Annotated in this window: 16 protein-coding genes; 8 read left to right on the top strand and 8 right to left on the bottom strand. The window is 32.2% G+C overall.

Going from position 1 to position 21597, the window contains the following annotated elements; translation table 11 throughout:
- Positions 1-85 precede the first annotated feature (85 nt).
- Together LQ694_RS04020 and fdhF are read right to left on the bottom strand one after the other, a co-directional pair.
- Positions 86-556, bottom strand: coding sequence for a helical membrane plugin domain-containing protein (locus tag LQ694_RS04020; RefSeq protein ID WP_048541188.1), 471 nt, complete (start codon positions 554-556; stop codon positions 86-88).
- On the bottom strand, positions 556-3495 hold the full coding sequence (fdhF, locus tag LQ694_RS04015) for a formate dehydrogenase subunit alpha (RefSeq protein WP_218697203.1): 2940 nt from the start codon (positions 3493-3495) through the stop codon (positions 556-558). Before fdhF ends, LQ694_RS04020 begins: the two co-directional genes overlap by 1 nt.
- Positions 3496-3715: 220 nt before the next feature.
- On the opposite strand from fdhF, the gene LQ694_RS04010 reads away from it, so the two are divergent.
- The 5 genes from LQ694_RS04010 to LQ694_RS03990 all read left to right on the top strand — a co-directional run bounded on the left by LQ694_RS04010 (position 3716) and on the right by LQ694_RS03990 (position 9996).
- Positions 3716-5161, top strand: coding sequence for a carbon starvation CstA family protein (locus LQ694_RS04010; protein WP_049319975.1), 1446 nt, complete (start codon positions 3716-3718; stop codon positions 5159-5161).
- Between the two features lie 324 nt (positions 5162-5485).
- Positions 5486-6784: a D-serine ammonia-lyase gene (locus tag LQ694_RS04005; RefSeq protein WP_065381704.1), complete on the top strand. Its 1299-nt coding sequence runs from the start codon at positions 5486-5488 to the stop codon at positions 6782-6784.
- Positions 6781-7713 carry a DMT family transporter gene (locus LQ694_RS04000; RefSeq protein ID WP_196968368.1) on the top strand — a complete coding sequence of 311 codons (933 nt, stop codon included), beginning with the start codon at positions 6781-6783 and terminating at the stop codon, positions 7711-7713. Before LQ694_RS04005 ends, LQ694_RS04000 begins: the two co-directional genes overlap by 4 nt.
- 24 nt (positions 7714-7737) lie before the next feature.
- Positions 7738-8199, top strand: a complete 462-nt coding sequence (locus LQ694_RS03995) for an NUDIX domain-containing protein (protein ID WP_058611442.1) — start codon at positions 7738-7740, stop codon at positions 8197-8199.
- Between the two features lie 324 nt (positions 8200-8523).
- Positions 8524-9996 (top strand): catalase, encoded by a 1473-nt coding sequence (locus tag LQ694_RS03990; protein ID WP_058611443.1) that lies wholly within the window; start codon positions 8524-8526, stop codon positions 9994-9996.
- Between the two features lie 360 nt (positions 9997-10356).
- Here LQ694_RS03990 and LQ694_RS03985 read toward each other — a convergent pair whose 3' ends face one another.
- Together LQ694_RS03985 and LQ694_RS03980 are read right to left on the bottom strand one after the other, a co-directional pair.
- Positions 10357-11553 (bottom strand): MFS transporter, encoded by a 1197-nt coding sequence (locus LQ694_RS03985; protein WP_196968367.1) that lies wholly within the window; start codon positions 11551-11553, stop codon positions 10357-10359.
- On the bottom strand, positions 11553-11984 hold the full coding sequence (locus tag LQ694_RS03980; protein WP_058611445.1) for a MarR family winged helix-turn-helix transcriptional regulator: 432 nt from the start codon (positions 11982-11984) through the stop codon (positions 11553-11555). Before LQ694_RS03980 ends, LQ694_RS03985 begins: the two co-directional genes overlap by 1 nt.
- A 164-nt stretch (positions 11985-12148) precedes the next feature.
- Here LQ694_RS03980 and LQ694_RS03975 point away from each other — a divergent pair, with 164 nt between their 5' ends.
- Positions 12149-13339: a M20 family metallopeptidase gene (locus tag LQ694_RS03975; protein WP_196968366.1), complete on the top strand. Its 1191-nt coding sequence runs from the start codon at positions 12149-12151 to the stop codon at positions 13337-13339.
- Between the two features lie 117 nt (positions 13340-13456).
- On the top strand, positions 13457-14692 hold the full coding sequence (locus LQ694_RS03970; protein WP_037589100.1) for an ammonium transporter: 1236 nt from the start codon (positions 13457-13459) through the stop codon (positions 14690-14692).
- 104 nt (positions 14693-14796) lie between these two features.
- On the opposite strand, the gene LQ694_RS03965 is transcribed toward LQ694_RS03970, so the two are convergent.
- The 4 genes from LQ694_RS03965 to LQ694_RS03950 form a co-directional block, all read right to left on the bottom strand.
- Complete coding sequence (locus tag LQ694_RS03965) at positions 14797-15393, bottom strand: hypothetical protein (protein ID WP_218697201.1); 597 nt, start codon at positions 15391-15393, stop codon at positions 14797-14799.
- Positions 15394-15412: 19 nt separating this feature from the next.
- Positions 15413-16006, bottom strand: coding sequence for a hypothetical protein (locus tag LQ694_RS03960; protein ID WP_218697200.1), 594 nt, complete (start codon positions 16004-16006; stop codon positions 15413-15415).
- Positions 16007-16013: 7 nt separating this feature from the next.
- Entirely contained in the window at positions 16014-19271 is a 3258-nt protein-coding gene (locus LQ694_RS03955; RefSeq protein WP_096791957.1) for a hypothetical protein, read from the bottom strand.
- A 225-nt stretch (positions 19272-19496) separates the two neighbouring features.
- Complete coding sequence (locus LQ694_RS03950; protein ID WP_070369172.1) at positions 19497-20798, bottom strand: Na+/H+ antiporter NhaC family protein; 1302 nt, start codon at positions 20796-20798, stop codon at positions 19497-19499.
- A gap of 159 nt (positions 20799-20957) precedes the next feature.
- Here LQ694_RS03950 and LQ694_RS03945 point away from each other — a divergent pair, with 159 nt between their 5' ends.
- Positions 20958-21593, top strand: coding sequence for a hypothetical protein (locus tag LQ694_RS03945; protein WP_096791956.1), 636 nt, complete (start codon positions 20958-20960; stop codon positions 21591-21593).
- Positions 21594-21597: the final 4 nt, after the last annotated feature.

Below are 21597 nucleotides of genomic sequence, written 5' to 3'. Positions count from 1 at the left end.
GCAATGTTACTGTTTTAACTTATCTTATATTTTCTTAAATTTCAACGAAATGTTTTCAAAAATAAGAGTGAGACAGAAATCTGTCTCACTCGTCTCTACTCATACCTTTTAAAAAGTTCAATAATAGCGTTACACTTTGATTAATTTCTGGATCTTTAAGTGCGCCTAATAAATCTGTTACAGAAGTCTTCTTATAAGGATTAGCCCTATTCGCAACTTTCATGCCGTTATTAATCCTTCTCACGAAAGTAGATGTTTCTTCTATATCCAATTCTCCTAATAGAAATAGAACTTGTCCAAGATTTCCTAATATACCTTCATATTGTTCTTTATTCAGTTCATTGACGATATTTTTCGTAATGATTTTACGTTGCACAATGGCTGCGTGAAATGCATCTAACGCTTCCGCTTCTTCCAGTGCATCGAGTATATCAATTCCTTTTTCAATGGCAATTTTTCGATCTGATAATCGTGATTTAATGTCATTCATATTTTCTTCAATTATATATTCTCTACTTTTATGAATTTTCTTAATCACTTTAACTCTTTCACCCATTATGCATCGCCACCTTTACTAGGGAATGTATAACTTGATTTCGCCCACTTGTCTTGTACTCTCACACTAATCTGTGGCTGTCTATTACCAAACCGCGAATTATGTTTAGGTATAGGTGATTTGCCTTTTTTAGTGATAACTTCTAACTTCGCATAATTATCTTTATATGCTGGTGTATTTGTATCTTTATCAACATCACTATCTGTTACAAAGTTAGGTGCACCTTCATCCTGATCATTTAACGGAATATAAATATTATTACCTGCTACTCTGTCTGTTACTTGCACATTCACTTCTACTGTACCTACTTTAGAAGTTACTTTAACTCTCGCACCATTATCGATACCGTGTTCTTCAGCGAGTTCTTTAGAAATTTCACAGAAGTTTCTAGGCAATTTATATTTTAAACCAGGTACTTGATAAGTCATATTACCTTCATGGAAATGTTCTAATACACGTCCATTATTAACGTGTAATGACATTTCTTTTGTCTTTTTAGATTCAACATTAAATGATAATGGATAAAGTCTAGCTTTACCATCAGGGAAATTAAATCTTTCTGTATATAATATTGGTGTATCAGTCCCATCATCATTCATTGGCCATTGTAAACTATCAAAACCTTCTAAACGGTCATACGTAATACCTTTAACTAAAGGCATGAGTGATTGTGCTTCATACCATATTTCACTAGGATGTTGATAATCCCAATCTGCGCCAAGTGACTGTGCAATTAATTGAATGATTTCCCAGTCTGGTTTAGAATCCCCAAGCGTGTCTAATGCTTTATTGATTCTTTGAACACGTCTTTCAGTATTTGTAAATGTACCATCTTTTTCTAATGAAGGAGATGCAGGTAATACAACATCCGCAAATTCGGCTGTTTTTGATAAAAATAAATCTTGAACGACTAAGAAATCAATTTTCTCAAATGCTGATCTGACATAATTAATATTAGCATCTACAACACCTGTATCTTCACCTTTAATATAAAGTGAGTGTAATGTCCCTTCATGTATACTATCTATCATCTGATGGTTGTCCAAACCTCTTTCTGAATCGAGCGAAACTTGCCAAGCTTGTTCAAATTTATGTCTCACTTCATCATCAGACACATCTTGATATCCTGGGAATGTGTTTGGCATACTGCCCATATCACTACATCCTTGAACATTGTTGTGACCTCTTAAAGGATAAGCACCTGTGCCAGGTCTCATATAATTACCTGTTACTAACAATAAGTTAGAAATGGCTGTACTTGTATCACTACCGATACGATGTTGTGTTACACCCATAGCCCAACAGATGGATAGAGATTCAGTTTCTGCAACTTGTTTGGCAATATGTTTGAGTTCTGTTTGACTAATGCCCGTTAGACTTTCTGCATAGTCTAACGTAAATGTTTTAAGACTGTCATAATAACTATCAAAATCATTAACCCATTTATTGATAAAAGCTTCATCGTGCCAATTTTGGTCGATAATATATTTTGTTACAGTTGATAGCCAAACTAAATCTGTACCAGGATTTGGTTGATAAAATTTATCTGCACGTTCAGCCATCTCATGTTTTCTAATATCAAATACATATAATTTTTGTCCTAATAATTTATGTGCACGTTTAATTCTACTCGCTATAACAGGATGTGCTTCAGCTGTGTTTGTACCAATAGTAATGACCATTTTAGCTTTTTCTAAATCTTCAATTGAACCTGAATCGCCACCGTAACCCACTGTTCTAAACAATCCTTGAGTAGCTGGTGATTGACAATATCTAGAACAATTATCGACATTATGCGTTCCGATAACTTGTCTCGCTAATTTCTGCATTAAATAAGATTCTTCATTCGTACATTTAGAAGATGAAATAAACGCTAATGCATCTTTACCATATTGATTTTTAATTTGAGAAAATCGAGTACTAATCACTCTCAAAGCTTCATCCCATTCAACTTCTTGGAAATAGCCTTCTTTTCTAACCAAAGGCTTAGTTAATCTATCTTCAGAATTCACATAATCCCAAGCAAATTTCCCTTTTACACACGTAGAAATATGATTTGCTGGAGAATCTTCATGTGGTAACACTCTTAATATTTCTCTATCTTTTGTCCAAACATCAAAAGAACAACCTACACCACAGTATGTACATACTGTCTTAGTCTTCTTAATAACATCTTCTCTCATCGCCGCTTCTGAATCAGAAATCGCAAATAGAGGTCCATACCCAGTTTCAGCTTTTTTAGTTAGTTCAATCATCGAACGTAATAAGCCAGGTTCTTGATCAGTCATATAGCCTGCATTACCTAGCATGTTATTTTCCATCAAAGCATTACATGGACATACCGTTACACATTGTCCACAATTCACACAACTTGATTCATCAATCGCACGATCATTGTCCCAAATAACTCTAGGTTGTTTTCTTTCCCAATCAATCGTCAATGTTTCGTTCACTTGTACATCTTGACATACCTCTACACATCTTCCACATAAAATACATTGATCCGGATCATATCTATAAAATGCCCCAAAATCTTTTTCATAACCTTTAGATTGAAATGGATTAGATTGATGTTCTAAACCAAATTCACCCATTGTATTATGAATTTCGCAATTGCCATTATTATAATCACAAACTGTACAATATAATTCATGGTGTTCAAGCACTCTGTCCAATGCTTGTTTCTGAGCTGATTTCACGGATTCAAGTTGCGTATTCACAACCATGCCATTCTCAATCATCGTACTACATGCTCGTTGAAGTTGCCCATTAACTTCGACGACACATGAGTCACACGTTTCAATTGGTCCTAAAGATTCGTTGTAGCATATAGACGGCACAAAGGATAACTTTTCAGCTTTAATAAAATCTAATAGCCTCATGCCCTCTTCTACAAGAAAATCTTTACCATCAATTGTTATAACCTGATGTTCTTGCATATTGATTACCCCCTCTATGAAATTATGCCCAAAAAAGCCAAATAAATTCATTATTAAATGAAACGGCTTACTTTTGATTATAATTTTGTAATTTTACAATTGCAAATAATTGTTATAGTTGCTATATTAATGAATTTTCAGAAATTTCAAAAATATTATTGATACACTGTCAAATATTTGCTAATCTATGAATATTCTTAGTTTGAAAGAAGGTTTTACAATGGTTACATTTATTTCTAGTATTATTATTTTAATTTTGGGGTATATCTTTTACGGTAAATATGTTGAACGTGTATTCGAGATTCATCCGGATAAACAAACACCTGCGTATAGTAAACAAGATAATATGGATTTTGTACCTATGCCTGCTTGGAAAGGATGGATGATTCAGCTGCTCAACATAGCTGGATTGGGGCCGATTTTTGGTGCAGTAGCTGGTGCTTTATATGGACCAGTAGCATTTATCTGGATTGTTGTAGGATGTATCGTCGCTGGAGGTGTACATGACTACTTCTCAGGCATGTTAAGTTTGAGACATGGCGGTGCACAGTTCCCTATGCTTGTACAACATTATTTAGGTAAGGTTATTAGAGTGTTTACAGATGTAGTTTCTGTGGTCTTGATGGTGCTCGTTGCAGCTGCATTTGTTGCTGGTCCAGCTCAATTATTATCAAGCAAGACACCTATATCGTTCTTCGTAGCATTAGTTATAATTTTTACATATTTTATACTAGCAGCTATTCTTCCTATCAATAAAATTATTGGTCGTATTTATCCAATATTCGGTTTTATCTTAATCGTTATGGCAGTTAGTGTAGCCGTTGCTTTATTATTCAGTGGTAAGCATATCCCTGAAATTACAATTCATAATATGCACCCTAAAGAACTACCTGTTTGGCCATTACTTATGGTTACAATATCTTGTGGTGCAATTTCAGGTTTCCATTGTACGCAAAGTCCAATCATTTCAAGAACAGTTAAGAATGAATCAGAAGGTAGAAAAGTCTTTTATGGCGCAATGATTTCTGAAGGTATTATTGCATTAATTTGGGCAGCAGCTGGTATGACATTCTTCGGTGGTACCGAAGGATTAGCCGCAAAATTACAATCTATCGGTCCAGCTGGTGTAGTTGACCAAATCTCAATTGAACTATTAGGACCATTTGGTAGCATCCTTGCACTACTTGGTGTCATCATCCTACCTATTACAACTGGTGATACAGCACTTAGAAGTTCAAGAATGATTATAGAAGATTTCATGAGAGATAAAGTAAAAATTAAACCAAAAGTCTTAATGATCGCAGCAAGCTTTGCTGTAGGATTACCTGCTTTCTTACTATCAACAATTGATTATTCATTCTTATGGAGGTATGTAGGATTCTCAAATCAAATCGTCGCAACCGTTATGTTGTGGGTAAGTGTAAGTTACTTATTAAGATATGGAAAGAAACATTTAGTAGCCGGAATACCAGCGTTATTCATGACAGCTGCAATAAGCGTGTATGTGTTATACGCACCTGAAGGATTATCATTACCATATCAAACATCTGTAATTGGCGGATCAGTTGTATTTCTAATTGTCGCTTCATTATATGTACGTGCAATTATTAAACATGCAGACCCAAGCAGAATCCCAACACCTACAAGAGATTTATATACATCATAAAATGTAGACTATGTAGACTTCCGATATTACGTCGGAAGTCTTTTTTTTGAGTAAGTTGAGTGTTATGTGAAGATAGCGGGCTTTTTAGTTACAGTTTGGTCGGGTTTTGTAATTAACGGCCCCCTTAGTTACACTTCCGCCGACTTTTGTAATTAACTCACCCACTACATACATGCCGTTCTTGGAATCCCAAAAACTACCAAACCTCCTATTATTGTTAAAGAATACAAATAATCATATATTTTTTATAATCACAATCTATCTATAATATTGAAACAGTTGTACTATTGTATTACATCTTATTTTAAAAAGGAGAGATTATTCATGTCTATAGACATAAAATCATTAGAAGATACGTATCCTATTATTTCTAATATTAAACGTGGAGAAGAAATATTCTGGAAAAACCCTGACTATTTAGCGACTACTGACTTACCATTTTCAATGGATGATGTATTAGATGCTGAACAAAGATTGGCACGTTTTGCCCCGTATATTGAAGAAGTCTTTCCTGAAACGAAACAAAATAATGGAAAAATTGAATCTCAAATTTTTTCATTAGATCATTTCAAAAGAGCACGATTCAGCCATTTAAATGGCCGTTTATTACTTAAAGGTGACCACGCTTTACCTATTTCTGGTTCTATTAAAGCACGTGGTGGCATTTATGAAGTGCTAAAGTTTGCTGAGGAAACGGCAATGAAAGAAACTGATTTTACGATTAATAGTGATTACCGCCTACTTGCTACTGAACAATATCAATCTATTTTCTCTAAATACAGAATTGCTGTTGGTTCTACTGGTAATTTAGGATTAAGCATCGGTATTATGAGTGCCAAATTAGGTTTCAAAGTAACAGTTCATATGTCTCAAGATGCTAAGACATGGAAAAAAGACCTTCTCCGTTCTAAAGGAGTCGAAGTCGTAGAACATGTTCAAGATTATGGTTATGCTGTAAAAGAAGGTCGTAAAGTTGCAGCAGATGATCCATATTGCCACTTTGTTGATGATGAAGCATCTAAAGATTTATTTTTAGGATATGCAGTTAGTGCGCTAAGACTTAAACATCAATTGAAAGATTTAAATATTCATGTAGATAAAGAGCATCCGTTATACGTCTATTTACCATGTGGCGTCGGCGGTGGTCCTGGTGGTGTCGCATTTGGATTAAAACTCATTTATGGAGATCATGTACATCCTATCTTTATCGAACCTACTGAAGCACCTTGTATGACTTTAGGCATGATTACACAGTTACATGATCAAATTTCCGTTCAAGATATAGGTTTATCCGGAAAAACAATTGCAGATGGTTTAGCAGTCAGTCGCCCTTCGAAATTAGTCGGAAACATTATGACTTCACTATTGTTTGGTTCATGTACTGTGAATGACCATCAACTTTATCTTTATTTAAAATCTTTAAAAGATCATGAAAATATCTTTATAGAACCTTCAGCCACTTCAGGTTTCCAAGGTTTGAAATATATTCATGATTTAAATTATGATTCTGAAAATGCCACGCACCTCGTTTGGTCAACAGGCGGTAATATGGTGCCAGAAAATGAACAAAAGATTTATTATCAAGAAGCTGTAGATATAGAAAAAAGGGGTTATGAAGATTGATTTTATTAATTATTCTAGGCATTTTAGCAGGGTTATGTGTACCATTACAAACATCTATTAATACGAAACTTGGTAGTTACACGAAATCACCCATACTCGCATCATTTTATTCATTCTTAATTGGAACCATTGTGTTAATCATTTTGAATACTATTATGAATCCACAAAAATTAACACCTTCATTTATAATGAATCAAGACTTTTCATACGTTTGGTTTACAGGTGGTCTATTAGGCGTCGTCTTTTTAACAGGTAATTTATTGTTACTTCCAAGAATAGGCGCAGCATTAACAGTCGTGATGACAGTTTCTGGTCAAATCATTATGGGACTGATCATCGACCAATTTGGATTATTTGATGCTGACATTCATACAATCAATATCGGAAGAATTTCTGGTGTAATTCTGATGTTACTGGGTATATTATTAATGAATTATAAAAAGAAATCATCACGTGTCATTACAACACAATCTAATCATACAAACTATTGGATGATACTCGGTATTATGACTGGTTGTCTTCCCCCTATTCAAACAGCTATTAATAGTGCACTCAGATATGAAGTAGATTCATTTTATTTTTCTGCACTTATTTCATTTGCTGTTGGGACAATCGCTTTATTCTTTCTTTCACTTATTCTTGTTCGTAGAATTCGTTTTAGCTTCCATCAACCTGAACAAGGTACGATTAAACCGATTTACTTTATTGGTGGTGCATTAGGTGTTGTATTTGTTACGACGAACATATTACTTATGCCTGAACTCGGTGCAGCACTTACATTAATGGTCGTTATATTTGGACAAATGTTAATGGGCATTTTAATTGATCATTTCGGTTTATTTAATACACCTAAATTTAAAATTACAACGAGACGATTAATTGGCGCAATATTAGTCTTTGTTGGCATTGTCATTCTTAAATTATTCTAATTTAACACTAAGGAGGTCGTTGTGATGGATCTTTCACTTAAATCAGGCGATGGTATGTTGAACATTAGAGTTGGCGCAATCATCAAAGATAAGAATGGTTATTGTTTCCACTATGATAAAAAAAATGATTATTATGCATTAATTGGTGGGAGAGTAAAATATTTCGAAAGCTCGGACTCAGCTATTAAACGTGAAATCAAAGAAGAACTCAATATTGAATGTGATGATATTTACTTTTTAACAACTGTTCAAAACTTCTTTGAATATGAAAGTACGTCTTATCACGAAATATTATTTATTTATCATGCTACAATTAATGAATCTTTAGATGATTTAACCATTCCATTCGATCAAAAAATTAAATATGTATCATTAAAAGTCTCAGAAATTCCTGAAATCAAACTGCTACCTCAAAAAGCAAAAGAAATCATTTTGAAAAGAGTAGACGTTCAGCCACTATTTATAGACAGAGATTTACCTAATTAATATTTATTCTATTAAGAACGCGAAAAAACGCGTTCTTTTTTAATTATTTATAGTTCTTATAATCAATTAATCTGTCCAATTCTCATTTTAAATAAAAATTATTCTATTAACAATTTGTGTACAAAACGTAAAATTTACTCAAAAAGCCCTGTTTAATGTTTAGTTTTTACACTTTTAGGTTATTATATCTAAATATATAACAAAGTAGCTCTGTAATTCTTTCTGTATTTTTTATTCTTTTACTTGTCACGTTGCTCACTTTAAATTATAATTAGTATGAAATTAGAATTATTATAATTAAGAATTCTTGAGGAGGATTATGATATGAGTAATAAATCAAAACTTACAGGACTTTTTGGTGCGCCAGTATCAGATCGTGAAAATTCATTAACTGCTGGTAAACGCGGACCACTTGCTATGCAAGATATTTATTTCTTAGAACAAATGGCACATTTCGACAGAGAAGTGATTCCAGAGCGCCGTATGCACGCTAAAGGTTCTGGTGCGTTCGGTACTTTTACTGTTACACATGATATAACACAATATACAAATGCTAAAATATTCTCTGAAATTGGTAAGCAAACTGAAATGTTTGCACGTTTCTCTACAGTTGCTGGTGAACGTGGTGCTGCAGAAGCTGAACGTGACATACGTGGTTTCGCACTTAAATTCTATACTGAAGAAGGTAACTGGGACTTAGTTGGTAACAACACACCTGTATTCTTCTTCCGTGATCCTAAATTATTTGCAAGTTTAAACCATGTTGTTAAACGTGACCCTAAAACAAACATGCATAACCCACAATCAAACTGGGACTTCTGGACATTATTACCTGAAGCCTTACACCAAGTTACAATTTTAATGACAGATAGAGGTATTCCAAAAGGATTCCGTAACATGCACGGTTTCGGCTCACACACATACTCAATGTACAACGATGCAGGTGAACGTGTATGGGTTAAATTCCACTTCAGAACACAACAAGGTATCGAAAATTACACAGCAGAAGAAGCTGAACAGGTAATTGCTAAAGACCGTGAATCAAGTCAAAGAGACTTATTCAACGCTATTGAAGAAGGCAATTTCCCTAAATGGAAAATGTACATTCAAGTTATGACTGAAGAACAAGCAAGAAATCATAAAGATAACCCATTCGACTTGACTAAAGTATGGTTTAAAGACGAATATCCATTAATTCCAGTTGGTGAATTCGAATTAAATCGTAACCCAGAGAACTATTTCCAAGATGTTGAACAAGCTGCATTTGCGCCAACAAACATCATCCCTGGTATAGACTTCTCTCCAGATAAAATGTTACAAGGTCGTTTATTCTCATACGGAGATGCGCAACGTTACCGCTTAGGTGTTAACCACTGGCAAATCCCAGTAAACTCTCCAAAAGCTGCAACAAATGTTTGCCCATTCTCAAGAGATGGACAAATGAGAATAGATGGTAACCAAGGTGGCGGAATTAACTACTATCCAAATAGTTATGAAGCGCATCAATCACAACCTGAATACAAAAAACCAAGTTTAGAACTTGAAGGTGAATTATACGAACACGACTTCCGTGAAGATGACGATAATTACTATGAACAACCAGGTAAATTATTCCGTTTACAATCACCAGAACAACAACAACGTATTTTCCAAAATACAGCTAACGAAATGCAAGGCACTACTGACGAAGTAAAACACCGTCACATCCGTAACTGTTACAAAGCAGATCCTGACTACGGTAAAGGTGTAGCAGACGCATTAGGCATTGATATCAACTCAGTTGATTTAGAAGGATAATATATAAATAGCGTATAGGACATTCATTGTCCTATACGCTATTTTTTTAAGTAGTGTCTGAGACATCTCGGTGTCTCAGACTACATTATTATGAAGTTTAGAAATTGAGTATCGCTAACTATCATTATTCTGAATTGTGGTAGTTAGAGCGCTGTAACTTCCATTATTTCGAATTGTGGTGATTAGAATGCGCTAACTTCCATTATTCTGAATTGTGGTAGTTAGAACGCTGTAACTTCCATTATTTCGAATTGTGGTAATTAGAGCGCTGTAACTTCCATTATTTCGAATTCTGGTAGATAGAAAGTACTCATTTAGGGACACTTCTCGGAATTCTGTCCCTAACGACACTTCCACTTATTATAATTGACTTACTTTTTTAGCTTTAATCATGTGTAAGAAATAGAATGCGACTAATCCTAATAAAGCTACGATAGACATTGCTAGATATAATCCTGAATATCCAATCGAATGTGTGAAGTTACCTAATACATATGGTCCGAATCCTAATCCGAAGTCTAAGCCGATGAAATATGTTGATGTTGCTAATCCCATCGCTTCTACTGGTGATACTTTAACGACTAATGCTTGGAATATAGATTGTAAGTTACCGAATCCTAATCCTATAAATGCACCTGCGATTAATAAGATCACACCATTACTTGCAATACTAATTAAGAATAAACCGACAATTAAACATATAAATGCTGGTATTGTAACGATATTCTCACCGCGTTGGTCCATAATTCTTCCTGTAAATGGTCTTGTAATTAAGACTGCTACTGCATAAACAACAAAGAAGAAACTTGCTGCATCTACTAAATGATTTTCTTGTGCAAAGAATTGAATGAATGACAATACTGATGAATATGCAATACTAACAATTACAACTACGATTGCAATTGGTAAGGCATGTACTGAGAAGAAATCAGTAAGTTTAAATCCTTTTTTCTTTTCTGTTTTGACACTAGCCATTACAGGTGTTTCAACTTTCATGAATAGTGACATAACAAATGCTACAACAATAAGTATCGTACAAATTGTAAATAGTCCAGACATTGGAATGTGTTGATATAGTAATAAGCCTATAAATGGTCCGATTGCTGTACCGAGTACCATACTTAAACTATACATACTGATACCTTCACTACGACGTTGTGCTGGTGTGATAAATGCTGCAATTGTTCCTGTAGCTGTACTTGCTACCCCACTTGCAATACCATTTAAAATACGTACGATTAATAACAATGCGAATGATGATGCAGTCACGAGATATAAAACATTTGTGATAACTAGTAGAATCCCACCGATGACTAATACTTTTTTACTACCTACTATATTGATATATTTACCTGTTAAAAATCTACCTACTAATGATCCAACAATAAATAATCCTGATGCTAGACCAGCCATACTGTCTGAAACTCCAAATGTTTCCTTACTATAACCACCTACTGTTACTAATAGTAAGTACATTGATAAAAATATAAAAAAGCTAATAACAAAATTAAATATAAAATCTTTTGTCCAAATCGGTTTCTTAATTTGGTCATTCATTACTCTGTTTCCTCCTCTATTAAATAACTTCTCAAATTCTCTAAAATCTCTTGTGCCTTATTAAGTTCCGCTTCTTTGACACCAATTGCTTGCAGACATTTTTCTTGAAATACACCAATTCTATGATGAATTTCATCGAATTGATTTTGACCTTGCTCAGTTAATGTAAGGAATTTTTCTCTTTTATCTTCTTTACTATTAACTGCTTGAATCAATTCCCGTTCGATTAATTTTTTTATAATTTTACGAGCTGTAGGTTTCTCAATAAAAGAACGCTTAGAAACTTGAACAAGTGTGGTTGGTTGATTAAATGCGATATCATGTAACACTTTATACTGTGCAGCATATAAATCAAAAGGTTCTAATATTTCATTAATATGATGAATATATGGTCGATACAAATTTGTATAGGAATATAAAAAGTTCTTCATTGTTTTCACCTTTTCTCATAAAAATATAGTTAGCTTTGCTAACTAATACTCAATTATTCTACGCCCATTGTCATGTTATGTCAACACCCATTTACACTTCTGACAACAATTTTTCAAAAATTTCTATTATAATTAAATTAAACAAATATAAGGAGGAACATGATATGTTAAATGATTTCTATGAAAGATTATCTAAGAAAGAAAATAAAATGATTGAAATCAGAAGATACTTACATGAGCATCCTGAGTTATCTTTTGAAGAAAAAGATACAGCCCAGTATATTGCTGACTTTTATAAAGATAAAGATGTCACATTACAAACGCATATCGGAGGAGAAGGCATTTACGGTATTAAAGTAACAATTGATTCTGGTAAACCAGGTAAGACATTAGCGTTACGCGCTGATTTCGATGCTTTACCAATAAAAGAAGATACCGGCCTACCTTTCAGTTCTAAAAATGAGGGTGTCATGCATGCATGTGGTCATGACGCGCATACTGCATATATGATGGTCCTTGCTGAAACTTTAATTGAAGTGAAAGATCAACTTAAAGGTAAGATTGTCATCATTCACCAACCTGCTGAAGAAAAGCCACCTGGTGGCTCACAATACTTAATTAAAGATGGCATTCTTGATGGCGTTGATAATGTCATCGGCGTCCATGTCATGAGCGCACTTGAAAGTGATCACGTTTATTATAGAGAAGGCAATGTTCAATCTGGTCGAAATATATTTAAATTAAAAATCACAGGTCGTGGTGGTCATGGTTCGTCACCACATTTAGCAAATGACCCAATTGTTGCAGCAAGTAGCTTTGTCATGTCTGTACAAACAATCGTTTCAAGAAGATTGAATCCATTTGATATGGGCGTTATTTCTATCGGTTCATTTGATGGTAAAGGACAGTTTAATATCATTAAAAATGAAGTCACACTTGAAGGTGACGTTAGAGGTATGAACGAAGAAACACTACAACTCATTGAATCAGAAGTTAAACGACTTTCTAAAGGTCTAGAATCTATGTATGGTGTTCAATGTGAACTTGAATATACGAGAGATTATCCAGTTCTATATAATGATCCTGAATTAACGAAACAAGTTGCGAAAGCAATTGAAGCGGCTAATATTCCTGAAGTTAAAAGTGTTGAACGTTGCGAACCACAACCACCATCAGAAGATTTCGCTTACTATGCAAAAGAATTACCATGTACATTCTTCTATGTAGGCGCAAGTCCAAAAGATAAAGAAACATTCCCTCATCATCATCCTAAATTTGATATTGATGAAGGTTCTCTACTTATTACAGCTAAATCAGTAGCTGCTGTTACCTTTGATTATTTAGGTGTTCAATAATCCATTTACTTAACAGATGTTAAGTATTATCACACTGAGTGTAAATTTACCTGACTCATATTTCTTTTTTCTTATTTTATATTTTATACTTTTAAAAAAATAAGGAGTTGAGGGAAGATGAGTCAGACAGATACACTTTTATTATTCGGATGTACGTTGTTAGTTTGGTTAATGACACCTGGATTAGCATTATTTTACGGAGGATTAGTTCAATCTAAAAATGTTTTAAATACTTCGATGCACAGTATTTCAGCAATTGTTGTTGTAACATTCACGTGGGTATTAATAGGATTTTCTATTAGTTTTGGTGGTAACAATTTATGGATAGGTGATTTCTCACACGCATTATTAAACGGTGTTGGATTCACACCTAATGGTAATTTTAGTGAAACCATTCCATTCGCATTATTTATGCTTTTCCAATTAACATTTTGTACCATTGCCGTTTCAATTCTAACTGGTTCAGTAGCTGAAAGAATGAAATTCGGACCATTTTTAATCTTTATGAGTTTATGGGTCATTCTAGTTTATAGCCCAGTAGCACATTGGGTATGGGGTGGCGGCTGGATTCACAAACTTGGTGCAATTGATTTTGCTGGTGGTACAGTTGTCCATATTTCATCTGGTGTTTCTGGACTTGTACTTGCCCTACTACTCGGTTCTAGAAAACCTAGCAATAAGAAACCGCCACATAATTTAGTCATTACTTTAATCGGTGGTATTCTCGTATGGTTCGGTTGGTTTGGCTTTAATACAGGATCAGCACTCACTTTCGATTCAGTTGCCATGCTCGCATTTGTTAATACAATATTAGCATCATGTGCAGGTATTGCCGGTTGGTCTATCTTTGAATATATTCAAAAGAAAAAAGTCACTTTAATCGGAACATTATCAGGAATGTTAGCCGGACTCGTAACGATAACACCAGCAGCAGGTTTTGTCGGTTACGGAAGTGCAATGATTCTTGGAATATTAGGCGGATTCGTTTGTTACTATGTTATCACGCACCTTAAAGTATTACTTAATTATGACGATGCGTTAGATGCATTCGGTTTACATGGATTTGGAGGCGTCGTTGGTGCAATAGGAACAGGTTTATTCCAAAATTCTAGCGTTAACTCAACAATAGCAGACGGTGTATTTTTTGGTGGTGGCATTATGCCAGTAGTTGTACAAATCGTTGCAGTCGTCGTAACAATCGCATTTAGTGGCATCATGACATACATTATCGCTAAAATCATCAGTATCTTTACAACATTAAGAACAGACGAAAAAGCAGAACTAGAAGGCTTAGATGCCGTATTCCATGGCGAAACCGCATATGGATACGAACTCAAACAAGAAAAAGCATAAAAATATATAGCTATAAAAAACAAGCATATCACTTAACTGAACCATTCAGTCATAAAGTGATATGCTTATTTTTGTTTATAATATTTCTATAATCCCAAACCACATCATTTAAAATAATCACCATACATCCAATTAAATAACCATTGTAAATTAACCTGAGGCTTAGGTTGAACATCTATAATAGGCTGAAGAATATCCCTAATCTCCTGTTTAACCCGCTTCTCATTCACTTTTCTTAAACTAACATCACTGCCATCATTCTTCTTCACATGTTCGATTTTATAAGCATTATTAAATCTAAATTGAGTTCTAGCATGATTTACAAAGTCTATATATTCAAATTTATCATTTTCAGTATTAAATTCAATATAAGACTCTAATTCTTTATAACGACTCTTTTTATTTAATTTTTTCACTTTAAAATATCTATAATCATACAAATAAGAATCTTTATATTTGTATACAAATGAATCATCTTTAGGTTTTTCAATAGCTTTTAAATTTTTCATAACCATAATAACTTCTGGATCTATATTAGGACTATGATCAATATGTTTAGCGTAATATACAGAATAGTATTCCATATGGCTGATTAAAAGGTATCTGGATATTAATAATATTACAATTAGAGGTATAAGATACAAAATCGTTACCTCAAATGTCTTATAAATCGCACGTTTAATAAATTTAAATATTATCATAAAATATTCACTTCCAACATTAATATTCATTCCTAAAATAATCTTTATACCACCAATTAAATAACCACTGAAGATTAATCATAGGTTTAGGCTGAACATTAATTACAGGTTGAACAATTGTACGTACTTGTTTTTTTATTTCAACTTCATTAATATTTGAAATAGGTTTTTCTTGTCCTGATCTTTCATTAAATAAAATCAATTTATACTTTTCATTAAATAAATATATATCATGATTTTCTATATATTCAATTTCATTTTTGGAATCTCCCATAATTACAGAACGATGATATTCAGGATTTTTTGTATCTTCACTATTAATTCCATCTACTGAGTATTTTAAACAATTACCGATTCCATATATACACGTTGGAGTATAAGTTACACCCTCTATCTCTGGCGTTTCTGCCCTAGCGATATTTTTTATTAACATCTCAACTTCTGGATCTCTACCTTCGTCATGTTGTATATGTTTAGCATAGTAAACGGAATACTTTGAGAAGTTTAAATATAGATATAATGAGAGAATTAATACAACTAACGTGAACCTAAACAGGTTTAGATAAAACGCAAAAAATATCCAGACTTTATACTGTTTTATGCTATTCCACATGACTTGCTCACCTTCTAAATAACCTTTTTAATTTTCTAAATCCATTTCTTATAAATTTTTTACTTTTGCTGATACTACTTGTTATCTTCCTTGAATACCTTCTAGTTCTGTTCACAATAGTTTTTACTGGTCTATAAATTCTTCTAAAGACAAATTTCCTTGCAGGAGTATAAATTCTTCTAGAAACAAATTTCTTTGCAGAAGTATAAATTCTTTTAGAGACAAATTTCCTAACAGGAGTATAAATTCTTTTATTAAAGGCTCTTCGAATAGATTTTATTTTTCGAGCAACATATTTAATAGTGCGGCTATTATTAATTTTTCTCTTAATAATTCTTTTTATAGGCGAAATTATTCGTTTAGATAGCTTCATAACATTTTGCTTTATTTTTCTTCTAATTGAAACTAATTTTCTTTTTATAGGTTTAACAATCTTTTTTACAATATAGTTTTTAATATTACTTTTAACCTTCTTTAATTTCCTAGTCACTTTATTTTCAATGTTTTTTTTGACTATTTTTATATTTTTTTTGGTTCTTTCAATAATATTTTTTCCTTTTTCCACAAAAAATTTAGGTGTAAATTTTATAAATTCATATATATATTTTCTACCTAATATAAGCCCACCTAAAGTAGCAATAGATACAACAGATAAATAACCCGATTTATTGTCAATATCTTTTTTAACAATGATTGGTAAAATCTCACTCTTCAGTTTTTCTCTTTTGTAATTTAAATTCTCTGTACTGTAATATTTAATAATTCTCTCATTTAAAGGTAAGTCTTTAAATTCAGGATGATAATACATAATCATTGCATCAATATCAGCAGTCTTATCTTTTTTATCAATATGTGTTAATAAATCACCAGTGAGGGCATTTAATTGGAAAAATTTATCTTTTGATGATATGCCATCATATTTTTCAAGTGGTAAACTAGCTATTTTCTTTATAAGTTCCTTATACCACACACTCTTTTCAACACTTCCTATAGTAGCACCCATATGAGGGAGATCTATTTCATAGTCCTTCGACATATGTAAGTGATGAAGAAGATTATCACTTTTAATTACTTTATTTTTTCCTTCTATAATTTCTATCTCAAAATTTGCTTTAGGATATTTCACTTTACTTTTATCTATTTTCCATAAATCATTAACTGAATTTTGCAATGTATTATTTTTATAGTTATGATATGCTAATCCGTTTGCTATATAATGGTTTATTTCATTAAAATTACCTTTATACTGTTTATTCGCCTCTTCTGCTAGTTCATTTAAGAACCTTATGAATTCAATTTGTTCTTTACCTTTAAGACCTGTATTAATTGCAAACCAATCTATTTTGACTTTCTTTTTATATTTATGCAAATTATTATGTGACATTGGCTTATTATGATGTACTTCTTTAATTATTTTCTTAAAGTTTGTTATATAGTTCCTTTGTTCAGAAAATTTTGTATAACTGACTATTCTTTTTATTGCGTTATTTTTATTTTGATAATTTTGATATGCCTGAGGTATTTTTAGTTTTTTTGGCAATCTAATGTATGAAATGTTACGAGGTTTATATATGTTTTTCGTAGATTTTTTTTGTTTCATGCTTATAGTATTCTTGCTTTTTGAATTTTTAGTTTTAGTATATGTGGTTTTTTTGCTTTTTGATTTTATAGATTTATTTTTTATAGGCAATGCTTTAGTATTTTTTGTTTTTTTGTTCTTTTCTCTATTTTGATTAGTTTTATTTAATTGATTTGAAGGTTTAGTAGGCTTCTTAATATTTTTCTCTTTTACATAAACAAAATTATAAGTACTATCCTTATTGATAATTGACTTAAATATTTTAGGTTTATTATATCCTTTTATATTTGGAGGATTAAAGTTAATTTCGGTTCCTTTATCATAAGTATTTTTTAAAGAATCTCTAATCTTATTACCGTTTTCATCAGAAAAATTATAAATAATTTGAGGTTTTAATTGATAAAAAAGGTTAATAACTTGATCATTTTTATTTTGGTTATCAATTTTATAATATAACTTCGTATATTTATCTATTTTCGGAAATGGTATCTTATAATTTTTGTTATTATAACCTGTATATGTTTTTGATGCTAAAATTTTTTCTCCTTTTAAATTTAAATAATTAACTCTGTATTTTTGTTTAATTTTTGTATTCATTTTTACCTGTAAACTGCTACCAAAAATATCATATCTAACAGCAATTGCATAGTTATAGGAATCATTTCTCCGCATAGGCGCAGGTGAATAAAATGTATAATCAAAGTTAGATAAAAACCCTACTCCCAAATAACCACCTTTAGGTAAATCAATAGATCCATTCAACCCTTCAACACCTGGAGTTGCATCGTAAATAATATTATTAGAAACCTTGAGATTTGAATCTTCGGGAATTACTTCCCCAAGATTAGATAAATTACTTTCAACTCCCTGAGCAGCATCAATATCAGTTGATATAAAATTTACAAGAACAGGATTTTCCTCATAAGTACCATGTTTCACTATTTGATAAAATAAACTTAGTTTATTTGCTTCATTATATAATGTTACTACTGAGTTCCCATTTGTATTAGGAATAAACTGTTCACCTGTAAATGCTAAACCTTTTACTCTATTATCATTATTATATCCAGAGTTTTTCTTCCAATCTTCCTTATCAGAATTCTTTACAGTCCAAAGTAAATCTAAGTTAATACCTGATTTTGTTGTTCCAACAAAATTAATTCTCCCTTTATCCCCATTATTCATGCTATAAGCTTTAACTGGAACATTAGGAGTATTTTGACCTCCAAATGTATCACTATGATTAATAATACCTTTCTCTTTACCAGTTATAATATCTACATATGTTTTATCTGACCAATGTAATCCTTCTTTTGTTAACAAATTATCATCTGTTAAATTCTCACCGGTTATATTTAATTTAATATTATCGAAATATGAAATTCCAGATTTATTTTTGTCTCCCTTTCCTTCAATTTCAACATCTACAATTCTTGGATTTTTAGTGTATGTAGGATTATTATTTTCCGCTGAAGCTATGACTGATTTATCATCATTTGATTCTATATTTTTTACTGTAATAGTATCTACTTTTTCGTTAATTTCTATTGGTTGACCTTTACTATTACTAAGAACTGTTGAATCCTCAGAATTATTAATAACTTCGGTTGCGAATGTAATCGATTGGTTAAGTATAAACATAGTAACAATAAATAATAATATACTAATTAATTTCCATGTCTTCATTACACTATTCCTTTATTCAATTTTTCTTATAATAATCATCTGTTTTTCTACTATTTTCAATAATACTAATAACTTAAATTTTCTCCTACATTTGATTTCCTCCTTGTCTATTTTTGAATTAAGCTTATTTATATATCGATATTATATTATATAATCCACCTTCTATTTTCAAGCAAATATATAAAAACCCTATTCATCATGTTGATGGATAGGGGTTAATGGCTATTACTCCGCTTCTTTCTTCTTACGTGGATAGCCTATTACAATCGAAACGATACCGCATATGCCTAATAAATATGGATAAAATGAATATGGTAATAGTGATACTGTTGATATTCCTGCGACGCTTGTTGCTGCTAATACTTGTGCGCCGTATGGGATAATTCCTTGTACTGTACTTGCAAATATATCTAATATACTTGCTGATTTTCTGCGATCAATTTGATAATCATCTGCTATTTCTTTGGCGAGTGGTCCTGCTGTAATGATTGAAATTGTGTTGTTAGCTGTTGCTAAATTCGTCACGCCTACTAAACTGGCAATACCAAATTCTGCGCCGCGTTTAGATTTTAATCGTTTCGTTACGGTATTGAGCAACCATTTTATTCCGCCATGATATTCTATTAGACCAATCATACCGCCGATTAATAATGCGATCATAGAAATATCTTGCATGCCGATAAGTCCGTCTGAGATTGCTTTTAAATTTTCTGATAGTGTAAATGAGCCGTCTAATAATCCTATTAAGCTTGCTACGATGACACCAAACACTAATACCATCAATACGTTCATTCCACATAATGCACTAATTAATACAAATAAGTATGGAATGACTTTAATGACACTATAGCCACCTTGACTGGCATCTGTCATACCTGCATCTTTTGTAACAAACCATAGAATAAGTACTGTTAAAATTGCACCTGGTAATACAATTAAGAAATTCATCTTAAATTTATCGCTCATTTTCGTTTGTTGCGTTCTAACTGCTGCAATGGTTGTATCTGAAATCATGGATAAGTTATCACCGAACATTGCACCACCTACGACAGTTGCTGTTGTTAAAGCAAGTGAGATATCTGTCGCTTCTGAAATACCTACGCCTACCGGTGCTAATGCTGCTACTGTTCCCATTGATGTACCCATAGCTACTGAAATAAATGCACCAACTATGAATAAACCTGCTAGTAAAAACTGTCCGGGAATTAAAGATAATCCTAAATTAACAGTTGAACTTACAGCACCCATACTTTTAGCTGTTTGACTAAACGCACCTGCCATTAAAAAGACAAATACCATTAATAAAATGTTAGGATGAGCTGCGCCTTTTGTAAATATATCTAATTTCTTAGCTAAAGGTGTCTTTGGATACATGGCACATGCAAAGACTGCCGCAATAAGAATCGCTACATTTAAAGGTAAGTAATTAAAATCTTTCATGATTAATCCAGTACCTATAAACAGCGTTACAAATACGATTAACGGTAATAAAGCTATAAATGATCCTTTATGATTAATTTGATTCATTATTTTCTCCTCTTAAATATCTTGAATACTTTAAAAGGGTACAGGACATATTGATTCTCGTCAATTATTAATTTTTAATTTTACCATTTGATGATTAATTCATCAAAATCAGGTAATATAACTATCATAAGATTAAAGCAAATGCTAAGGGGTTCAATTATGATTATTAGTAATACAATCAATGATTTTTTTAATAACTTTCATTTAAATGAACAGTCTAGGCTTTCATATTTTACAAAGTATCATACAGAGTTTCAACATGCAGGTTATGATGAACATGTACTATGTCAAAATATCCATCCAACACTTCTTAAATTAGAACAAGACCTTCCCTTAATTTTAAAAATAAACACAACATTGGTTCATATTATCTTTGAAGTAAGGCTTAAATTTTTAAAGCAATATCAAACATATTTAAGGCCAGATATTTATTTTCTTGTTGGGACATATAAAGAAGATGCTTCAATTCAATTAGAAGATAACGCACATTTATATTTATTTATAGAATCTCTATGTCATAAATATGATGTATTATACGATGTGATAGCCTACTATTTTGCGAAGTTATACATATATGAAGTCATTAAAGATTACTATCCTGAAAAGGTCACGACGACTATTTTCAACAATAAACATGTCATATTAGAAGAAGCGATTATCTTACATATCTTAACGACACTCAATTATACATATCCTTATAAAGACAGACATGACTTTAAAGCCATTCAACAATCAGCTTCTAAACTTGAATATGAACTAACGACAGAAACAATCCTTCAAGTCATTCAAAAATAAAAAA

Source organism: Mammaliicoccus sp. P-M58, assembly GCF_022386165.1.
GTDB lineage: Bacteria > Bacillota > Bacilli > Staphylococcales > Staphylococcaceae > Mammaliicoccus > Mammaliicoccus sciuri.
The sequence above is the reverse complement of the archived record's forward strand: the minus strand, read 5'-3'. Positions and strand labels throughout refer to the sequence as shown.